16 protein-coding genes are annotated in these 17,116 nt (G+C 44.6%); 15 read left to right on the top strand and 1 reads right to left on the bottom strand.

What is annotated here, in order from left to right; all coding sequences use genetic code 11:
• Window positions 1-96: 96 nt before the first annotated feature.
• Window positions 97-840 (bottom strand): flagellar basal body P-ring formation chaperone FlgA, encoded by a 744-nt coding sequence (gene flgA, locus VRK_RS10780; protein WP_059121370.1) that lies wholly within the window; start codon window positions 838-840, stop codon window positions 97-99.
• Window positions 841-924: 84 nt separating this feature from the next.
• Here flgA and VRK_RS10775 point away from each other — a divergent pair, with 84 nt between their 5' ends.
• From VRK_RS10775 to VRK_RS10705, 15 genes are all read left to right on the top strand, one after another.
• A complete protein-coding gene (locus VRK_RS10775) occupies window positions 925-1,878 on the top strand; it encodes a chemotaxis protein CheV (RefSeq protein WP_059121369.1) in 954 nt (317 codons plus the stop codon).
• Window positions 1,875-2,702, top strand: a complete 828-nt coding sequence (locus VRK_RS10770) for a CheR family methyltransferase (protein WP_059121368.1) — start codon at window positions 1,875-1,877, stop codon at window positions 2,700-2,702. Before VRK_RS10775 ends, VRK_RS10770 begins: the two co-directional genes overlap by 4 nt.
• A gap of 202 nt (window positions 2,703-2,904) precedes the next feature.
• Complete coding sequence (gene flgB / locus VRK_RS10765; protein WP_059121367.1) at window positions 2,905-3,300, top strand: flagellar basal body rod protein FlgB; 396 nt, start codon at window positions 2,905-2,907, stop codon at window positions 3,298-3,300.
• A gap of 5 nt (window positions 3,301-3,305) precedes the next feature.
• Window positions 3,306-3,722 carry a flagellar basal body rod protein FlgC gene (gene flgC / locus VRK_RS10760; RefSeq protein ID WP_038183591.1) on the top strand — a complete coding sequence of 139 codons (417 nt, stop codon included), beginning with the start codon at window positions 3,306-3,308 and terminating at the stop codon, window positions 3,720-3,722.
• A gap of 17 nt (window positions 3,723-3,739) precedes the next feature.
• Window positions 3,740-4,450 (top strand): flagellar hook assembly protein FlgD, encoded by a 711-nt coding sequence (gene flgD / locus VRK_RS10755; RefSeq protein WP_059121366.1) that lies wholly within the window; start codon window positions 3,740-3,742, stop codon window positions 4,448-4,450.
• A gap of 27 nt (window positions 4,451-4,477) precedes the next feature.
• On the top strand, window positions 4,478-5,782 hold the full coding sequence (gene flgE / locus VRK_RS10750) for a flagellar hook protein FlgE (protein WP_059121365.1): 1,305 nt from the start codon (window positions 4,478-4,480) through the stop codon (window positions 5,780-5,782).
• Window positions 5,783-5,967: 185 nt separating this feature from the next.
• Window positions 5,968-6,717 carry a flagellar basal body rod protein FlgF gene (locus VRK_RS10745; RefSeq protein WP_059121364.1) on the top strand — a complete coding sequence of 250 codons (750 nt, stop codon included), beginning with the start codon at window positions 5,968-5,970 and terminating at the stop codon, window positions 6,715-6,717.
• 19 nt (window positions 6,718-6,736) lie between these two features.
• A complete protein-coding gene (gene flgG, locus VRK_RS10740; RefSeq protein WP_059121363.1) occupies window positions 6,737-7,525 on the top strand; it encodes a flagellar basal-body rod protein FlgG in 789 nt (262 codons plus the stop codon).
• Window positions 7,526-7,549: 24 nt separating this feature from the next.
• Complete coding sequence (gene flgH / locus VRK_RS10735) at window positions 7,550-8,332, top strand: flagellar basal body L-ring protein FlgH (protein ID WP_059121362.1); 783 nt, start codon at window positions 7,550-7,552, stop codon at window positions 8,330-8,332.
• A 70-nt stretch (window positions 8,333-8,402) separates the two neighbouring features.
• Window positions 8,403-9,494: a flagellar basal body P-ring protein FlgI gene (locus VRK_RS10730; protein WP_059121361.1), complete on the top strand. Its 1,092-nt coding sequence runs from the start codon at window positions 8,403-8,405 to the stop codon at window positions 9,492-9,494.
• Window positions 9,495-9,504: 10 nt separating this feature from the next.
• Window positions 9,505-10,443, top strand: coding sequence for a flagellar assembly peptidoglycan hydrolase FlgJ (flgJ, locus tag VRK_RS10725; protein WP_059121360.1), 939 nt, complete (start codon window positions 9,505-9,507; stop codon window positions 10,441-10,443).
• 154 nt (window positions 10,444-10,597) lie between these two features.
• Entirely contained in the window at window positions 10,598-12,472 is a 1,875-nt protein-coding gene (gene flgK, locus VRK_RS10720) for a flagellar hook-associated protein FlgK (protein WP_059121359.1), read from the top strand.
• 13 nt (window positions 12,473-12,485) lie between these two features.
• On the top strand, window positions 12,486-13,679 hold the full coding sequence (gene flgL / locus VRK_RS10715) for a flagellar hook-associated protein FlgL (RefSeq protein WP_059121358.1): 1,194 nt from the start codon (window positions 12,486-12,488) through the stop codon (window positions 13,677-13,679).
• A 435-nt stretch (window positions 13,680-14,114) separates the two neighbouring features.
• On the top strand, window positions 14,115-15,254 hold the full coding sequence (locus tag VRK_RS10710; RefSeq protein ID WP_059121357.1) for a flagellin: 1,140 nt from the start codon (window positions 14,115-14,117) through the stop codon (window positions 15,252-15,254).
• A gap of 545 nt (window positions 15,255-15,799) precedes the next feature.
• A complete protein-coding gene (locus VRK_RS10705) occupies window positions 15,800-16,933 on the top strand; it encodes a flagellin (RefSeq protein WP_059121356.1) in 1,134 nt (377 codons plus the stop codon).
• The last annotated feature ends 183 nt before the right edge of the window (window positions 16,934-17,116 follow it).

Genomic DNA, 17,116 nt, shown 5'->3' with positions numbered 1-17,116 from the left:
TAAACATCTGTACCGTCAATATCGACAGACCTACTTTTTACTTTAGCATTTTCTTTGCCAAAAATGATGTTTTTTTATGCGCCATGGTTAGAAATGTTAAAACCGGACTGTCACTTCACCAATTCCTGAGACTTGTGCATCAATAATTCGGTTGGATTTATCGTTTTTAACCCGAATTTGTTCACCCAAGTCACCGTCTGACAATGCTGTGCCTTGCGTAATAATGGATAAACCATTTTTAACTGCTTTAATTGTCACGGTTTCATTACGGCATACAATACAGATATCCCGGTCACTAATGATATCGTTTAGTGGAATGTTTCTTTTTACTTTTGCTCCGATCACTTGATCAATTGTCGAAAAACCTTGCTGTCGGAAGCGAAGCAGATCTACCATACCCAAAGTAACATCTTGTTGACTAATGATTTGTCCTCGATTGAGCGGGGTGGCAGCGAGCACGGCAGGGACTGTGATATCCAACTGAACGGGAACATAAATCCGCCAATTATCTGTCGGACATTCAACAAGAACAGTGATATGGCTTGCAGAACCATTTCTTGATGAGGAAAAAGCCTTTAATCCAGTTGGACAATCGGATGCTTGTATCCGATTATCAAGAGGTGCCGCTGTGGCAACAATTTTCCCGCCTGATGGATGCTCGATAACAGTGGTAGCGTATTTCTCTGCGGTTTCTCTAATATGATCAAGTTGTTCTTGAGTTGCTGCCTGAGTCGAAATATTAAAGAAAACAGATAAAATGACGATAATGCTATAAAAAAGTTTAAAGAAAGCTCTACACTTAGTAAAAGGCAGAGGGGATAAGCACAGTTTCTTGAACATGATTCTGGTTCCCTTAATTTATTCATCGCTTGTTGTAGACTATCACTTTTTTACAGAAAAAGTTTGAGAGATGGAGATGGGGTTATGACGGGTATTCTTGATTCTGTGAATCAGCGTACACAACTCGTTGGGCAGAACCGCTTAGAATTGTTGACATTTCGGTTGAATGGGCGCCAGCGTTACGGCATTAATGTATTTAAAGTAAAAGAGGTGTTGCAGTGCCCAAAGCTGACTGCAATGCCAAATCTACATCGTTTAGTGAAAGGTGTTGCTCACATTCGTGGACAGACCGTTTCTGTCATTGATTTAAGCTTAGCGATTGGCGGACGGGCAACGACCGATGTCGAGAAAAGTTTTGTTGTCATTGCTGAGTTTAACCGGACAATTCAAGCGTTTCTTGTCGCTTCGGTCGAACGTATTGTCAATATGCGTTGGGAAGAAATTTTACCACCGCCTGAAGGAGCCGGGAAAGCAAACTATCTGACGGCTGTTACCAATATTGAGAACGAACTGGTTGAAATTATTGATGTTGAGAAAATCCTAGCGGAAATTGCTCCGGTTGATGAAACGATGGATTCAACCATTGCAGAAGAGATTGCTCATGCCGAAGAAAATACGAAACAGGAATTTGTTCGTCGTATCTTGATTGCTGATGATTCAACCGTCGCCCGTAAACAGGTACAGCGTGCAGTGGAGTCGATCGGATTTGAAGTGATTGCCGTAAAAGATGGTAAGGAAGCTTATGAAAAATTGATTGAGCTTTCTGACACGGACAATATATTTAATCATATTTCATTGGTTATTTCAGATATCGAAATGCCTGAGATGGATGGATATACTCTCACTGCTGAAATTCGTCGTAATCCGAAGCTGAAAGATCTTTATGTTATTCTCCATTCATCATTAAGTGGTGTATTTAATCAGGCTATGGTAGAAAGAGTAGGCGCGAATACATTCATCGCGAAGTTTAATCCTGATGAACTTGGTAATGCGGTAAAAGCTGCATTGGTTGATACTGAGCTAAAGAGAAGTGAATGACTGCAATAACGATCAGCGAACAAGAATATAAAGATTTTTGCCGCTTTTTAGAGTCTCAATGTGGGATTGTTCTTGGGGATAGTAAGCAATATCTAGTTCGAAGCCGTCTTAGTCCGTTAGTTACAAAGTATAAGATGGACTCCTTATCGACATTACTGAAAGAAGTGGTGAGAGGTGTCAGCCGAGATCTAAGAATTGCCGCTGTCGATGCCATGACAACCAATGAAACCTTGTGGTTTCGCGATGGTTACCCTTTTACTGTCCTGTCAGAACGATTGCTGCCTGAATTGGCAGCCAATCGTCGGCCGATTAAAATTTGGTCGGCAGCGAGTTCTTCCGGTCAGGAACCTTATTCGATTGCGATGACGATTCTAGAAACACAGCAGAAGAAACCGGGATTGTTAACAAATTGTTCGATTACTGCGACGGATATATCTTCAACGATGTTAGATATTTGCCGTATCGGTAGTTATGATAGTTTAGCGCTGGGACGTGGTTTATCCCCCGAACGCCGCCGTACTTTCTTTGAAGATGCCGGAGATGGCAGAATGAAGATCAAAGATAATGTAAAACGGTTGGTGAGTTTTAAACCTCAGAATTTGATGGAAAGTTATTCTTTGCTGGGTAAGTTTGACATTATTTTCTGCCGGAACGTTTTGATTTACTTCTCAGCGGATATGAAGTCGAAAGTTCTCAATCAAATGGCGAATAGCTTGAATCCGAACGGATATTTGTTGTTGGGAGCTTCTGAATCGTTGACTGGCCTGACGGATCGTTTTGAGATGGTGCGTTGTAACCCCGGCATTATCTATAAACTTAAATAAATATCTTCATTCTCTTTTTAGACCCGGCATTGCCGGGTTTTTCTTTTTTACCGTTACAACTTTGGTCTGAAATTTGCCTATATTCATGATGAAGTAAAGTGATGATATGTTCACCGTGATTATCTCAGAATAAGCGTTAAAGTTGGTACATAAATTGCTAAAGTTATGGTGTGGCAATCAATATATCCATGAAGAGGCGTATATGGCAATCTCATTTGATAAAGCGTTAGGCATTCACCAGTACACTGTCGGTGTCCGTGAGCGTAATGCAGAGATGATTTCCAGCAACATCGCGCAAGCGAATACGCCGGGATATAAGGCAAAAGCTTTAGATTTTGACAAAGCACTACAAGCGGCAAGTTCGGGGGCAAGTATTAGTCTGACTCGTACCAATGGACGGCATATTCCTGCCTCCATGTCGATGATAGGGGAAGAGCTTTACCGCATCCCGACACAACCTGATACCGGTGACGGCAATACGGTTGATGTCGATTTAGAACGAAATCTTTTTATGCAAAATCAGCTTCGTCATCAGGCTTCCCTTGACTTTCTGGGTGGAAAGTTCAAAGGAATGACCAAAGCAATTAAAGGGGAGTAAATTAGATGAGTCTATTTAACGTATTCAATGTTACAGGTTCTGCCATGAGTGCTGAGTCTGTTCGTCTAAATACAACCTCAAGTAATTTGGCGAATGCTGATAGTGTGAGTAGTTCTGCAAAAGATACTTATAAGGCGCGTCATCCGATATTTGCCGCTGAATTAAACCGAGCAAAATCTAAAGATGACTATACCGTACCGGTGAAGGTCTTAGGGGTCTTGGAAAGTAACAAACCATTAGTTGCGGAATATAATCCTGACCATCCTCTGGCAAATGCAGATGGTTATATTTATAAGCCGAATGTGAATGTGATGGAAGAAATGGCAAATATGATTTCAGCTTCACGAGCATATGAAACCAATGTTCAACTGGCTGAAGCAAGTAAGCAGATGTTGCTCAGAACATTGCAGATGGGTCAGTGAGGTATAGGAGATAACATATGGCCGGAATAGATAATGTTGGTCAAAATGGCAGCTTGTCCTATATCGATCAACTCAAGAAACTTCAAGAGCAGAAAAAGCCTGATGAGGTCACTGGTAAACAGGATCTGAAACAGGAAGACTTTTTGTCACTGCTCACCAAACAACTGGCACAGCAAGATCCATTTAAACCGGTCAGTAATGATCAGATGATTGCTCAGATGGCATCATTTGCGACGGTTGATGGTATCGGGAAGATGAACTCTCAGTTTGAAAGTCTTAATTCTTCGATGACGTCTAATCAAGCGCTGCAGGCTTCTTCATTAGTCGGTCGGGACGTCCTTGTTCCCGGAGCCAGTGGCGTGAAGAAAGATCAAGGCAACATGGCGGCGATGGTGAAACTTCCCGCATCTGTCGATAATTTGCTGGTCCGGATTGAAGATACTGCCGGGCAACTGGTAAGAACATTTGATGTCGGTGCAAAGCCTGCGGGTGATAACCGGATTGAATGGGACGGCAAAGACCAAAACGGCAACCCTTTACCGGGAGGCAAATATAAAGTTAAAGCTTCAGGTCTCGTCGACGGAAAGAGCAAAGAGTTTGATGTTTCAACTTATGCAAACGTCAACAGCGTTCTTCTTGGCAAAGGTGATGGTAACGTACTACTCAATCTGGCTGGCTTTGATTCGCCAGTTCGACTTGCTGAGGTACTGGAAGTAGGCAAAGCGTAATACGCTAGCTAGATAGGAGAATTCAGGATGTCATATGTATCATTAAGTGGTTTATCGGCCGCTCAACTTGACCTCAATACCACCAGTAACAATATTGCCAACGCGAACACCTATGGTTTTAAAGAATCGCGTGCAGAATTTGGTGATGTATATTCAAATTCATTGTTTACCAATGCGAAAACAACCCCGGGGAAAGGGGTTCAGGTAAACAAAGTCGCTCAACAGTTTCATGAAGGGTCGAGTATTTATACCAACAACCCCATGGATTTGCGGATTTCCGGAACCGGTTTTTTTGCCGTCGCAAAAGATCGTCTGGTACCACAACAAAATGAGTTGACCCGTAACGGTGCTTTTCACATTAACCATGATAATTATTTAGTTACCTCGAATGACGAATATCTGCTCGGATATAACGTCAATCCGGAAACGGGTGATGTATTGTCTTATGAGGCATCACCAATCAATATTCCTGCTGAGTTCGGTAAACCGAAGCAGACCTCCAATATTGATGTCGGCGTTAACCTGCCAGCAAACGGTGACTTGAAAGATCCTGCGCTGTTCGATTTTGAGGATCCGGAAACCTATAACCGTTCGACTTCATCGACAATCTATGACTCGATGGGGCAAGCCTACAAAATGACAACGTATTACCTCAAGGATCAGACTCAGCCGAATGCTTGGCAGGTCTACTATACGATGACCGATTCGGCTGGCGAAAAACCGATCAACATCGTCGGTGGTGATGCGACGACTCCGACAGGGCATGTTGGTCATACTCTGAAATTTAACAATGACGGGACTTTGGCGAGTATCAACAACGGACAAAATGTCGTTTCTGAACCATTGGGTGCCGGGGCAAACCCAATTAACCTCAATGGTGCAGATATTAACCAAGTGCTTTCATTCGGTCTGGATTCTTCAACTCAATTCGCAGCACCGTTTGAGCTGACGAAGTTTGATGAAGATGGTGCGACAACCGGATTTTTGACCAAAGTCGATGTCAATGAAGAAGGTAGTATTCTTGGGACATACTCAAACGGTGAGAATGTGACCTTGGGTCGTGTTGCTTTAGTCCGGGTTCCGAATGAACAAGGGCTGGATAAGAAAGGCGGAACCCAGTGGGATTCGACCAATGCTTCTGGTGATAAGATCTGGGGTGAATCCAATAAAGGCTCATTTGGTACGATTAATAGCGGGACGTTGGAGCAATCCAATATTGATATGACCCAAGAGTTGGTGGATTTGATTTCTGCACAACGGAACTTCCAGGCGAATTCTCGTGCATTGGAAGTGCATAACCAGACCCAACAGACGATTCTACAGATCCGCTAATTAGTCACGTTTATTCAGACCGACGGCAAAGTCGGTCTGACTTTTCCCTCCTCCTCCGGCAATCTTGCGGCAAAAGCAGCCTCTCTGTTTCTATTTTTCCTCATAATTATCTGAATTATATAATTATTTACACTTGGCACACCAATTGCTTTATCTCTATCGTATGACGATGATAGGAGTAAATTATGGACCGTGCATTGTTTCTGGCAATGAGTGGCGCAAAGCAAAATATGCAGGAAATGCAGCTCAGAGCGAACAACTTAGCCAATGTGAGCACGACTGGCTTTCGGGCTGATCTGGCTCAGGCTCGCTCCATGCAGAGCTACGGAGATGGGCTACCAACCCGAGTCTTTAGTATGACGGAACGTCCGGGAAATAATTTTGCTCAAGGCAGCGTTATGACAACAGGCAGAGATTTGGATGTCACCATTCAGGGGGATGGATGGATTTCGGTGTTGGATGATATCGGCACTGAAGGCCTGACCCGCAACGGGAACTTCCAGATCGACCCCAATGGTTTACTGACCAGTGGCAGTGGGCATCTGGTTCTGGGTGACAATGATGCACCGATTACCTTGCCAATTCCACTGAGTAAAATTGAGATCGGCAAAGATGGCACCGTATCCGTCATTCCTCAAGGTGCACCGGCTGACGCTCTGGAAGTTGTCGGACGAATTAAATTGGTTCGCCCTGATAATCGGACGTTATACAAGGACTCGGTGGGCCTGTTTCGGGCCAAAGCGCTGAATACCGTATTTAATGCGGATGCGAGCGTGACATTACTGACCGGTGCCTTGGAAGGCAGCAATGTCAATGCTGTCGGAGAAATGACCAATCTCATTGATCTACAGCGTCAGTTTGAAATGCAAGTCAAAATGATGAGTACAGCAGAAGAAATGGATAAAGCATCCAACTCTCTGTTGCGCACCGGTTAATGAGTGAAAGGAGAAGAACATGCATCCAGCTCTATGGGTAAGTAAAACAGGTTTAGATGCGCAGCAGACGAATATTGCGACGATTTCGAACAACCTTGCGAACGCCTCCACCGTGGGCTTTAAGAAAAGCCGGGCGGTGTTTGAAGACCTTTTCTATCAAAATATCAACCAACCTGGCGGTCAATCCTCGCAGAATACCGAGTTGCCGAGCGGGTTAATGCTCGGTGCCGGCTCTAAAGTTGTTGCGACGCAGAAAGTTCATACCAACGGTAATGTGCAAACAACCAATAACAGTATGGATATGATGATTGAAGGCGACGGGTTCTTTCAGATTATGATGCCTGACGGCAACATGGGATATTCACGAAACGGGCAGTTTACCTTAAATGCTGAAGGGACCATTGTCACATCTGGTGCCGGGTATCCATTACAACCTGAAATCGTGGTGCCGCAAAATGCAGTCTCTGTAACGGTTGGCAACGACGGTCAGGTTTCCGTCCGGATCCGTGGACAGCAAAATAATCAGGTCATCGGTCAAATCACGACGGTTGATTTTATTAATCCCGGAGGTCTTGAGCCTGTCGGCCAGAACTTATATTTACCCACCGGTGCCAGCGGCGATCCGCAAGAAGGGGTTCCCGGATTGGATGGTTTGGGCAATATTCGTCAGTCGATGTTGGAAAGTTCAAATGTGAATGTCACCGAAGAACTAGTCAATCTGATCGAAGCACAGCGCGTGTATGAGATGAACTCCAAAGTCATTTCTGCGGTAGATAAGATGATGAGCTACGTGAACCAGCAGCTCTAATCCGGATTATATGAGAGGTATTCGATGAAACGCTTATTGACTTTGGGATTGATTGGTCTCTTATCCGGCTGCTCACTCATGCCACAAGGCTCAACGGAAACACCAAGTGAGAATGGCACAACGTTGGTTGATGCAGTCGAAGGCGATAAATCCGGAGATACCAGTAGTTCAGGATTGTTGGATGGACTGAGTCGGCGTGCCGACCCGGTTGCCGATGATCCAGCCTGGGCACCGATCCATCCCAACCATCGCCCGAAGCACTATGCTGCGGAAACGGGATCTTTGTTTAATCTGAGCGCTGCGACTAGCTTATATAATGATTCAAAGCCGAGACAAGTCGGCGACATCATCACCGTCACACTGAATGAAAGCACCAAAGCAGCCAAAAGTGCTGATGCTGATTTATCGAAAAAGAATGATGCTTCGATGGATCCGTTGGAAGTCGGTGGTAAGGAAATGAAAATTGGTGATTACAACTTTTCATACAAATTAGGTAATGATAATAAATTTTCCGGTAGTGCGGCAGCCAACCAGAGTAACAGTATTTCGGGTTCAATCACCGTTGAAGTCATTGATGTGCTTGCCAATGGGAACCTCGTGATTCGTGGTGAAAAATGGCTGACATTGAACACTGGTGATGAGTACATTCGTTTGAGTGGTACCGTTCGTCCGGATGATATCGGTTTTGATAATACCATTTCATCGAATCGGATTTCGAATGCCCGAATTCAGTATTCAGGGACCGGAACCAATCAAGATATGCAAGAGCCTGGCTTTTTGGCACGATTTTTCAATATTGCTTTATAAGTTAAGTTTAAACGTCGTTTTTTTGGCATAGAAGATGACGTGCATGGTAGAGAAGCACAAGGTAAATTGAATGAAAAAGTTAACACTTTTTTTACTGGCGACACTGTTTGTTTCCTTGCAGGGGCAGGCGGCAAGAATTAAAGATGTCGCACAAGTGGCCGGGGTGCGGAGTAACCAGTTAGTGGGCTATGGTTTAGTCACCGGGTTGCCGGGAACCGGGGAGTCAACACCATTTACCGATCAAAGTTTCAATGCGATGTTGCAAAATTTCGGCATTCAATTGCCGCGCGGAACAAAACCGCAGACTAAAAATATTGCCGCTGTGATTGTCACAGCTGAGTTGCCACCATTCTCCAAGCCGGGACAGACCATTGATGTCACCGTCTCCTCGATTGGTTCGGCAAAAAGTTTACGTGGCGGCACTCTAATGCAGACTTTCCTCAAAGGTCTGGATGGTCAGGTTTATGCGATTGCACAAGGCAATCTGGTGGTCAGTGGATTCAGTGCTGATGGTGCTGATGGTTCAAAAATCGTTGGCAATAACCCTACCGTCGGTATCATTTCCAATGGTGCCAGTGTTGAACGTGAAGTCCCCAACCCATTTGCCCGGGGCGATTACATTACCTTTAATCTGATCGATTCTGATTTCACCACTGCCCAGCGTATGGCGGATACCGTCAATCAATTTCTTGGTCCTCAAATGGCGACAGCAATTGATGCAACATCCGTGCAAGTGCGGGCACCAAGAGATGCGGGGCAGCGTGTTGCGTTTCTCTCTGCAGTTGAAAACCTTGAATTTAATACCGCTGTGGGTGCCGCGAAAATTATTGTCAATTCACGGACAGGCACGATTGTGGTTGGTCAATACGTACGGTTAAAACCGGCTGCCGTTACTCATGGTGGCATGACTGTTGCTATCAAAGAGAAACTGAGTGTGAGCCAGCCTGAGCCATTTTCAAATGGCCAAACGGCTGTGGTACCGGATTCCGATATCTCTGTGAAAGAGAAGAAAGGAAAAATGTTTAATTTCCAGCCGGGTGTGACGCTTGATGATCTCGTCCGTGCAGTGAATGAGGTCGGGGCAGCACCATCTGATTTGATGGCTATTTTGCAGGCACTCAAACAGGCCGGTGCGATTGAAGGCCAGCTGATTATCATTTAAGGGGCACGCAATGGTCAATGATGTAAAAGATATCGGCTTTGTTCAGGATATTACCCAACTGGACCAATTGCGTAAGCAAGCGGTCAGTGGTGATAAAGCGAGTGAGAAATCAGCATTAACCGCTGCAGCCAAACAATTTGAGGCGGTGTTTACATCAATGCTTTTCAAGTCGATGCGCAAAGCGAACTCCGGCTTTGAATCCGATCTGTTGCATAGTAAAACGGAAGATTTTTACCGCGAGATGCTGGATGAACAGATGGCGGGCCAATTGAGTTCTTCAGGTCGGTTAGGGCTGGCAGATATGATTGTCGCTCAGCTCTCTACCAATATAGATGGGAAGAGCTCTCAACCCGATCAAAAGTCATCTCAACCTGATCCTTTGTTGCAGGCATTGGCTCGTGTTCGTGAGCATCAGCAGCAAGTGTCCGAGCAGGCAAATCTTGCCGATATTCAGTCATCTGACGCGGTGACAGAGCCGCGTCGATTCGATTCACCTGAATCCTTTATCCAGACATTGAAGCCTTATGCCGAAAAAGCAGCCCGGGCTCTGGGCATTGACGCATCGGTATTGTTGGCTCAGGCCGCACTGGAAACAGGATGGGGGACTAAAGTCGTCGCGAACGCCCGGGGCAGCAGCCATAACCTGTTTAATATCAAAGCGGATCGGAGTTGGCAGGGCGGTAAAATGGCGACTCAGACCCTAGAATATTATGACCAGACACCAGTTGTTGAAAAAGCTTCATTTCGATCTTATGACTCGTATCAAGACAGTTTTGATGACTATGTTAACTTCCTGAAAAAGAATCCTCGTTACATAACTGCACTGAATAATCATCAGGGAAATCCGACCTCTTTCATTGAAGGAATTCATCAAGCAGGATATGCAACTGACCCTGATTACGCTGACAAGGTTCTGCGTGTTCGTTCTCAAATTCAGCAAATGGATTAGTACACTTCCTCTCTTCTTCTGCCGGGTGGAAATTTTCTTCCGGCATCTTAATAACTCATTGTATTTTATCTGATTAATTTAATGGCATACATATTGCTACCATGTTGATAGAAGGTTCAGTTTTTACTGATGATTTTTATCTTGTGGGGGCGGTATGGCGTCTGATTTATTGAATATTGGGACTCAGAGTGTCTTAACATCTCAAAGACAGCTCAACACGACCGGTCACAATATATCTAACGTAAATACAGAAGGTTACAGTCGTCAATCTGTGATTCAGGGCGTGAATGCTCCGCGTATGTACGGCGGTCAGACCTATGGCATGGGTGTCCATGTGGAAAATGTTCGCCGCTCATGGGATCAGTTTGCCGTCAAAGAGCTAAATATTGCCACCACCGATTACTCCTACAAGCATGATACCGAGCAAAATCTGGATATGTTATCCAAGATGCTCTCTTCTGTTGCTTCCAAGAAAATCCCGGAAAACATGAACGAGTGGTTTGACGCACTGAAAACGCTGGCTGATAGCCCCAATGATATGGGTGCACGGAAAGTGGTGCTGGAAAAATCTCAGTTAATGACTCAGAACCTGAATGATTTTCATGAAACGATTCGTCGCCAGTATGAGACGGTCAATAAAGGATTGGATCTCGGTATCAAGAGAATCAACCAACTTGCTTTAGAGATTAGAGATTTACAGCGTTTAATGATGCGTACTCCCGGGCCACATAATGACCTGATGGACCAACATGAAAAGTTAGTGAAAGAGCTCTCCGAGTACACCAAAGTAACCGTAACGCCACGGAAAAATGCCGAGGGGTTCAATATTCATATTGGTAATGGACACACCTTGGTTTCTGGTACTGAAGCCAGCCAGTTGAAGATGATTGATGGTTATCCCGATACACATCAATGGCGTCTGGCGATGGTTGAAGGGAAGGGGATTAAAGCGATTACGTCTAAAGATATGGGCGGCAAGATCGGGGCGTTATTTAATATGCGCGATAACGAAATTCCTAACGTGCTTGATGAAATTGGCCGGCTTGCGACCAGCTTCTCTTATGACGTGAATAAGTTGCAGCGGCAGGGGCTTGATCTGAACGGCGACATCGGTGACTTGATGTTCACCGATGTGAACGATGAACGGATTGCCAAAGAGCGGGTGATCACTAGTAGTGACTCTGAAGCGGATATGGCGGCTTATATCGAAGATGTTTCACAATTGAAAGGTGGTGAGTATTCACTACTTTATAACGGTAGTGACTACATTGCGATTTTACCGAATGGTGAGCAGCGGGTGCTTTCTCCCAGTAGTGGAGAAATCCATCTTGACGGGATGAGAATTGAAATTCGCAATGAACCGAAAGAGGGTGAGCGAGTGCTCGTTCGGCCAACTCGTTCCGGTGCGGCAACCATCAAAATGGAAATGAACGATCCGGCAAAAATTGCCGCTCAGAGTTATGAAGCTTCAACCACCTTCGCTCAGGGAAGCGCCACTTTTAAAATTGTACAAGCCGGTGAGTTGCGAGAATTTGAAATTGATGTCTCTGAACTAGGAGATACCTTCACGGTTAAAGATAAAGACGGCAATATTGTGGCAGAAAATCAAGCTTATCCGCCATCAGGCCCTGTGACTGTGATGGGCACGACATTTGAACTGTCTGCCGGTGCTTTGCCAAAAGACAAGTTTACCGCGAACTTGGTGCCCTCTGAAGGGGATAACGGCAACCTGAGAAAAATGCAGGATATCCAGACCGAGAAAAAACTGGATAACAATGAGTCCACGATTCTGGATGTCTACCACAATCTGAATACCAATGTCGGTCTGAGAATGTCCACCGCGTCTCGGTTGACTGATGTGGCCCGCCTCGAGAAAGAAGCAGCCCAAGAACGGATTGCCTCCGTGTCAGGTGTGAATCTGGATGAAGAAGCCGCCAATATGATGAAATTTCAACAAGCATATATGGCATCTTCGCGGATTATGCAGGCGGCCAATGACACCTTTAATACCATTTTACAGTTGAGATAGGGAGGAGGATCTTATGGTTGGTCGTATTTCAAGCTTCCATAACTATCAGGCTGTTCAGAATGATATTCGCCGTCAAGAAGCTAAAATTTATCACAATCAGGCTCAATTGGCGTCGGGTAAAAAACTGATGTCTCCCAGTGATAATCCACTGGCAACGCATTACATTCAGAATGTTGGTCAGCAAGAAGAGCAATTGCGCCAATACCTTGATTCGATTGTTCTGGTTCGTAACCGATTGGGACATCAAGAAGTCATTATCTCCAATGCGGAAGATTATGCCGATGAGGCAAAGCGTACCGTCATGGAGATGATCAACGGTTCATTATCACCTGAAGATCGTCAGGCGAAAGAGCGTGAACTGGAAGAGTTAGCCGATAACTTTCTCAATCTGGCGAATGTTCAGGATGAACTGGGTAACTACATTTTTGCCGGTACCAAACCGGATAAGCAGCCCTTTTTTCGTGATAAAGAAGGCAATGTGACTTATGCCGGTGATGATTATCAACGCAAGATGAAAATCTCTAATAGTCTGGAAATGCCGTTCAATAATCCCGGCAGTAAAGTGTTTATGCAAATCGATAATCCTTTTGGGGACTATGAGCCCGATTATCGGTTGCAGGAAGGCTCTGAGCTATTGCTGGAAAAAGCAACCAATACTGATCCTCAGGATCAGTCAAAATATACGGTTACCTTTGTCGATATGGGTAATGGCAAATATGGCTATCAGTTGGAACAAGATGGTAGCGCCGTTCAGGCCGGAGAATTCGATCCTAAAACCGGTATCAATTACGAAGGTGTGAATATTGAGCTGAAAGGCCAAATTTCGCCGGGAGATGTTATCGAGCTGTCTCCCAGAAAGACATTCAACATTTTTGACAGTTTCAAAAAGGCAATGGAGTACTCACGCGACTCCGTTGCCGATGGATCAGCGACCGCGAAGCTCCATCAAGTGACCAGAGAATTTCATGCGGCCTTTATTCACTTAACAAAAGTGAGAACAGATATCGGTGCGCGGCTGAATACATTGGATATTCAGGAACAAGAACATGAAGACTTCAAACTGACATTGGCAAAATCTAAAAGCAGTTTTGAGGATCTTGATTATGCGGATGCCGTGATCGAGTTTAATGAGAATACTCGTTCACTTCAGGCATCTCAGCAGGCTTTCAGTAAAACGAAGGACTTAACACTGTTCAATTATATCTAACTTTCACTTGCCTTATGTGCCATGCCATAAGTCGCGAAAGGAGTTGTGTTGAATATTGTTTTTCGTTGAGACGAGAGCTTTGATTTGAGGCTCGTTTTGAGAAAGCAAAGCTTTGTCAGTGGTAAATGTCAAAGTTGTCATTGCTGAGGCAATCAAGCGGCAACGAAGCGGCAAAGCGGAAATGAAACAGGATTGCAGAGATAACCAGATACGTTATTGTGCGATTTGATTGTGTTTAACATGTTGATTTTATTTAATAATTTTTTTATTTTAAAGTTGGCACAGTAATTGAATTAAATCTATCAGAGCGCAAGTTATCGGTTTGGAACCGGCAATGTTGCAGATGTGGCAAGTTATTTACGGTCAGTGCTTCCAAATAAGAGTTAAAGCTGACCGCTTCGCAGAAAGCTTGCGGACTCAATAGGAGAGCAAACTATGACCATCACAGTCAATACCAATGTGTCAGCGATGACCGCTCAGCGTTACCTGAATAAGGCAACGGGTGAGTTGAACACCTCAATGGAGCGTCTGTCTTCGGGAAACCGGATTAACAGCGCAAAAGATGATGCGGCAGGTCTTCAGATTTCGAACCGGTTGACTGCTCAGTCCCGAGGGTTGGATGTCGCGATGCGAAATGCCAATGACGGTATTTCGATTGCACAGACTGCTGAAGGGGCAATGAATGAGTCAACCAGTATATTGCAACGGATGCGAGATCTGGCACTCCAGTCTGCAAACGGTACGAACTCCTCATCTGAGCGTAAGGCGCTGAATGAAGAGTATACGGCCCTTCAGGATGAATTGAACCGAATTGCAGAAACGACTTCGTTTGGTGGTCGTAAACTGTTGAACGGTACGTTTGGTGAGTCTGCTTTCCAAATTGGTGCCAGTTCCGGTGAAGCGATCATTGTTGGTCTTACAAGTATTCGTGCCGATGATTTCCGTATGGGCGGTCAGACATTTGTGTCCGAACAAGGGAAAGACATGAGTTGGGGAGTCCCAGCGAATGCTCGAGATCTGAAGTTAGAGTTTACCAAGAAAAATGGTGAACAGGTTTCAGTGGATGTCATGGCAAAATCGGGTGATGACATCGAAGAGTTGGCAACTTATATCAATGGTCAGGTGGATGATGTTACCGCGTCTGTGGATGATGATGGACACCTGCAGCTCTTTATGCCGGAATCTAATCTTCAGGGGAACCTCTCCATATCCGGCGGGTTAGCCACCGAGTTAGGTCTGAATGGTGGTCCGGGACAGAATACGACGGTTCAAACAACCGATATCATGAATGTTGGTAATTCACAGAACTCTGTCGGTGTTCTTGATGCTGCCCTTCATTATGTTGATGCACAACGTGCAGATCTAGGGGCAAAACAAAATCGTTTAAGCCACAGTATCAATAACTTGTCGAATATACAGGAAAATGTTGAAGCGTCGAAGAGCCGGATTAAAGATACCGACTTTGCGAAAGAAACGACGCAGATGACAAAAGCTCAAATATTGCAACAGGCAGGTACTTCAATACTTGCTCAGGCAAAACAGTTACCAAACTCTGCAATGTCACTATTGCAGTAGTAACCGAGCTTTATCATTCAGCTCAGACGTGGGTATGTGATAAAGCTTGCTTGGTAAAGTGTGATTTGTGGATGGTATAAAGCTCTCTCAAGTTTAACACCTGCTTTATATTCATTCCTCATCATACGCCCGGTTAGTCATGATGTGTTCATTTCTCTTGATCTCCACGTGATTGACTTGCCACCAATAGCCCCGGTTCTCTCAAAGATAAGGGGCTTTTCTTTTCTCATCATATCAATTCGTTATCCCCAAATCGGAAGACTTCAAGTGCTATTGTGATTGACTCATCTGTGGCATGAATTCGGCCTCCCTCGGCACAACGAAGAAAAACTTGAGTTTTTTCTTCGTTTTATATGAAATTTGTGTTACTTCTCTCATTTTCTCCTCCGGACCATCACTTCGCTACGAAAAAACCACCTTTTTTCTAAAGGAAATTCATCCTGAGTCGCTAAAAGGTCGAACTTTGAGAGAACTATAGTTTTCCGAGACGTCGGAAAACAGTCAAGAATTTCCGCGACGTCGGAAAATCAATAGGAGAAACCACTATGGCGGTTAATGTTAACACAAACGTTTCTGCGATGACTGCACAGCGCTATCTTAACAGTGCAACGAAGTCGATGAACTCATCAATGGAACGCTTATCCTCAGGATATCGAATCAACAGTGCTAAGGATGATTCGGCTGGCCTTCAAATCTCAAACCGTTTGAGTGTTCAAAGCCGGGGATTGGGTGTTGCTGTTCGTAATGCGAATGACGGGATTTCAATTGCTCAGACTGCGGAAGGGGCAATGAATGAAACAACCAGCATTTTGCAACGGATGAGAGACTTGTCTCTTCAATCAGCGAATGGTTCTAACTCGAAATCGGATCGTGTTGCGATTCAGGAAGAAATTACAGCATTGAATGATGAATTAAACCGTGTTGCGGAAACAACATCATTTGGTGGTAATAAGCTTCTAAACGGTACTTTCGATACCAAATCTTTCCAGATCGGTTCTGATAGCGGTGAAGCGGTTATGCTCCATCTGAAAGATATGCGTAGCGACAATAACCAGATGGGCGGCATGTCTTATATTGCTGAAAACGGTAAAGGGAAAGATTGGCAGGTTCAAAATGGTGCCAATGATCTGACCATTACAGTCAATGACAAACTCACCGGCGAGCAAACCATCAATATCAATGCGAAAGCAGGTGATGATATTGAAGAGCTGGCAACCTACATCAATGGTCAGACTGACATGGTTAAGGCGTCCGTTGATGATGAAGGCAAACTGCAATTATTCACGGATAATAATAAAGTGGATGGTACAGTGAGCTTTGGTGGCAGTCTCGCGGGTGAACTGGGTATCGGTGAAGGTAAAGAAACAACAGTCAGCAATATTGATGTCACTTCGGTTGGCGGTGCCCAACAGTCGGTTGCTGTCGTTGATGCTGCACTGAAGTATGTGGATAGTCATCGTGCTGAGCTCGGTGCATTCCAAAACCGTTTCGGACATGCGATCAGTAACTTGGATAACATCAATGAGAATGTGAATGCTTCGAAGAGCCGGATCAAAGATACCGACTTTGCGAAAGAAACTACAGCATTGACGAAGTCTCAGATCCTTTCTCAGGCATCAAGTTCTGTTTTGGCACAAGCGAAACAGGCACCAAGTGCTGCATTAGGACTACTTGGATAATCTGCTTTATCCTGACGAGAAAAATCCAGCTTCGGCTGGATTTTTTTATGGTTAGCAAACGGGATAAGAGATTTTAATCAGAATAGAATAAGCACTAGAATCGATTATTATCAGGTGTTATTTGCGCGATTCAGATACAGATAAAAGAAAACCCAGACAAATGTCTGGGTTAGAATGATGGTG

Source organism: Vibrio sp. MEBiC08052 (assembly GCF_001506075.1).
Taxonomy (GTDB): Bacteria; Pseudomonadota; Gammaproteobacteria; order Enterobacterales; family Vibrionaceae; genus Vibrio.
Note: the sequence above shows the minus strand (reverse complement) of the source record. Positions and strands in the feature narration are given on the sequence as shown.

Bases quoted from the DNA above. Each gene is read 5' to 3' on its own strand.
- flgB (WP_059121367.1), top strand. From the start codon at position 2,905: ATGGCAATCTCATTTGATAAAGCGTTAGGCATTCACCAGTACACTGTC.
- VRK_RS10770 (WP_059121368.1), top strand. From the start codon at position 1,875: ATGACTGCAATAACGATCAGCGAACAAGAATATAAAGATTTTTGCCGC.
- VRK_RS10710 (WP_059121357.1), top strand. From the start codon at position 14,115: ATGACCATCACAGTCAATACCAATGTGTCAGCGATGACCGCTCAGCGT.
- VRK_RS10775 (WP_059121369.1), top strand. From the start codon at position 925: ATGACGGGTATTCTTGATTCTGTGAATCAGCGTACACAACTCGTTGGG.
- flgG (WP_059121363.1), top strand. From the start codon at position 6,737: ATGCATCCAGCTCTATGGGTAAGTAAAACAGGTTTAGATGCGCAGCAG.
- flgC (WP_038183591.1), top strand. From the start codon at position 3,306: ATGAGTCTATTTAACGTATTCAATGTTACAGGTTCTGCCATGAGTGCT.
- VRK_RS10730 (WP_059121361.1), top strand. From the start codon at position 8,403: ATGAAAAAGTTAACACTTTTTTTACTGGCGACACTGTTTGTTTCCTTG.
- flgH (WP_059121362.1), top strand. From the start codon at position 7,550: ATGAAACGCTTATTGACTTTGGGATTGATTGGTCTCTTATCCGGCTGC.
- flgL (WP_059121358.1), top strand. From the start codon at position 12,486: ATGGTTGGTCGTATTTCAAGCTTCCATAACTATCAGGCTGTTCAGAAT.
- flgK (WP_059121359.1), top strand. From the start codon at position 10,598: ATGGCGTCTGATTTATTGAATATTGGGACTCAGAGTGTCTTAACATCT.
- flgA (WP_059121370.1), bottom strand. From the start codon at position 840: ATGTTCAAGAAACTGTGCTTATCCCCTCTGCCTTTTACTAAGTGTAGA.
- flgE (WP_059121365.1), top strand. From the start codon at position 4,478: ATGTCATATGTATCATTAAGTGGTTTATCGGCCGCTCAACTTGACCTC.
- flgD (WP_059121366.1), top strand. From the start codon at position 3,740: ATGGCCGGAATAGATAATGTTGGTCAAAATGGCAGCTTGTCCTATATC.
- VRK_RS10745 (WP_059121364.1), top strand. From the start codon at position 5,968: ATGGACCGTGCATTGTTTCTGGCAATGAGTGGCGCAAAGCAAAATATG.
- flgJ (WP_059121360.1), top strand. From the start codon at position 9,505: ATGGTCAATGATGTAAAAGATATCGGCTTTGTTCAGGATATTACCCAA.
- VRK_RS10705 (WP_059121356.1), top strand. From the start codon at position 15,800: ATGGCGGTTAATGTTAACACAAACGTTTCTGCGATGACTGCACAGCGC.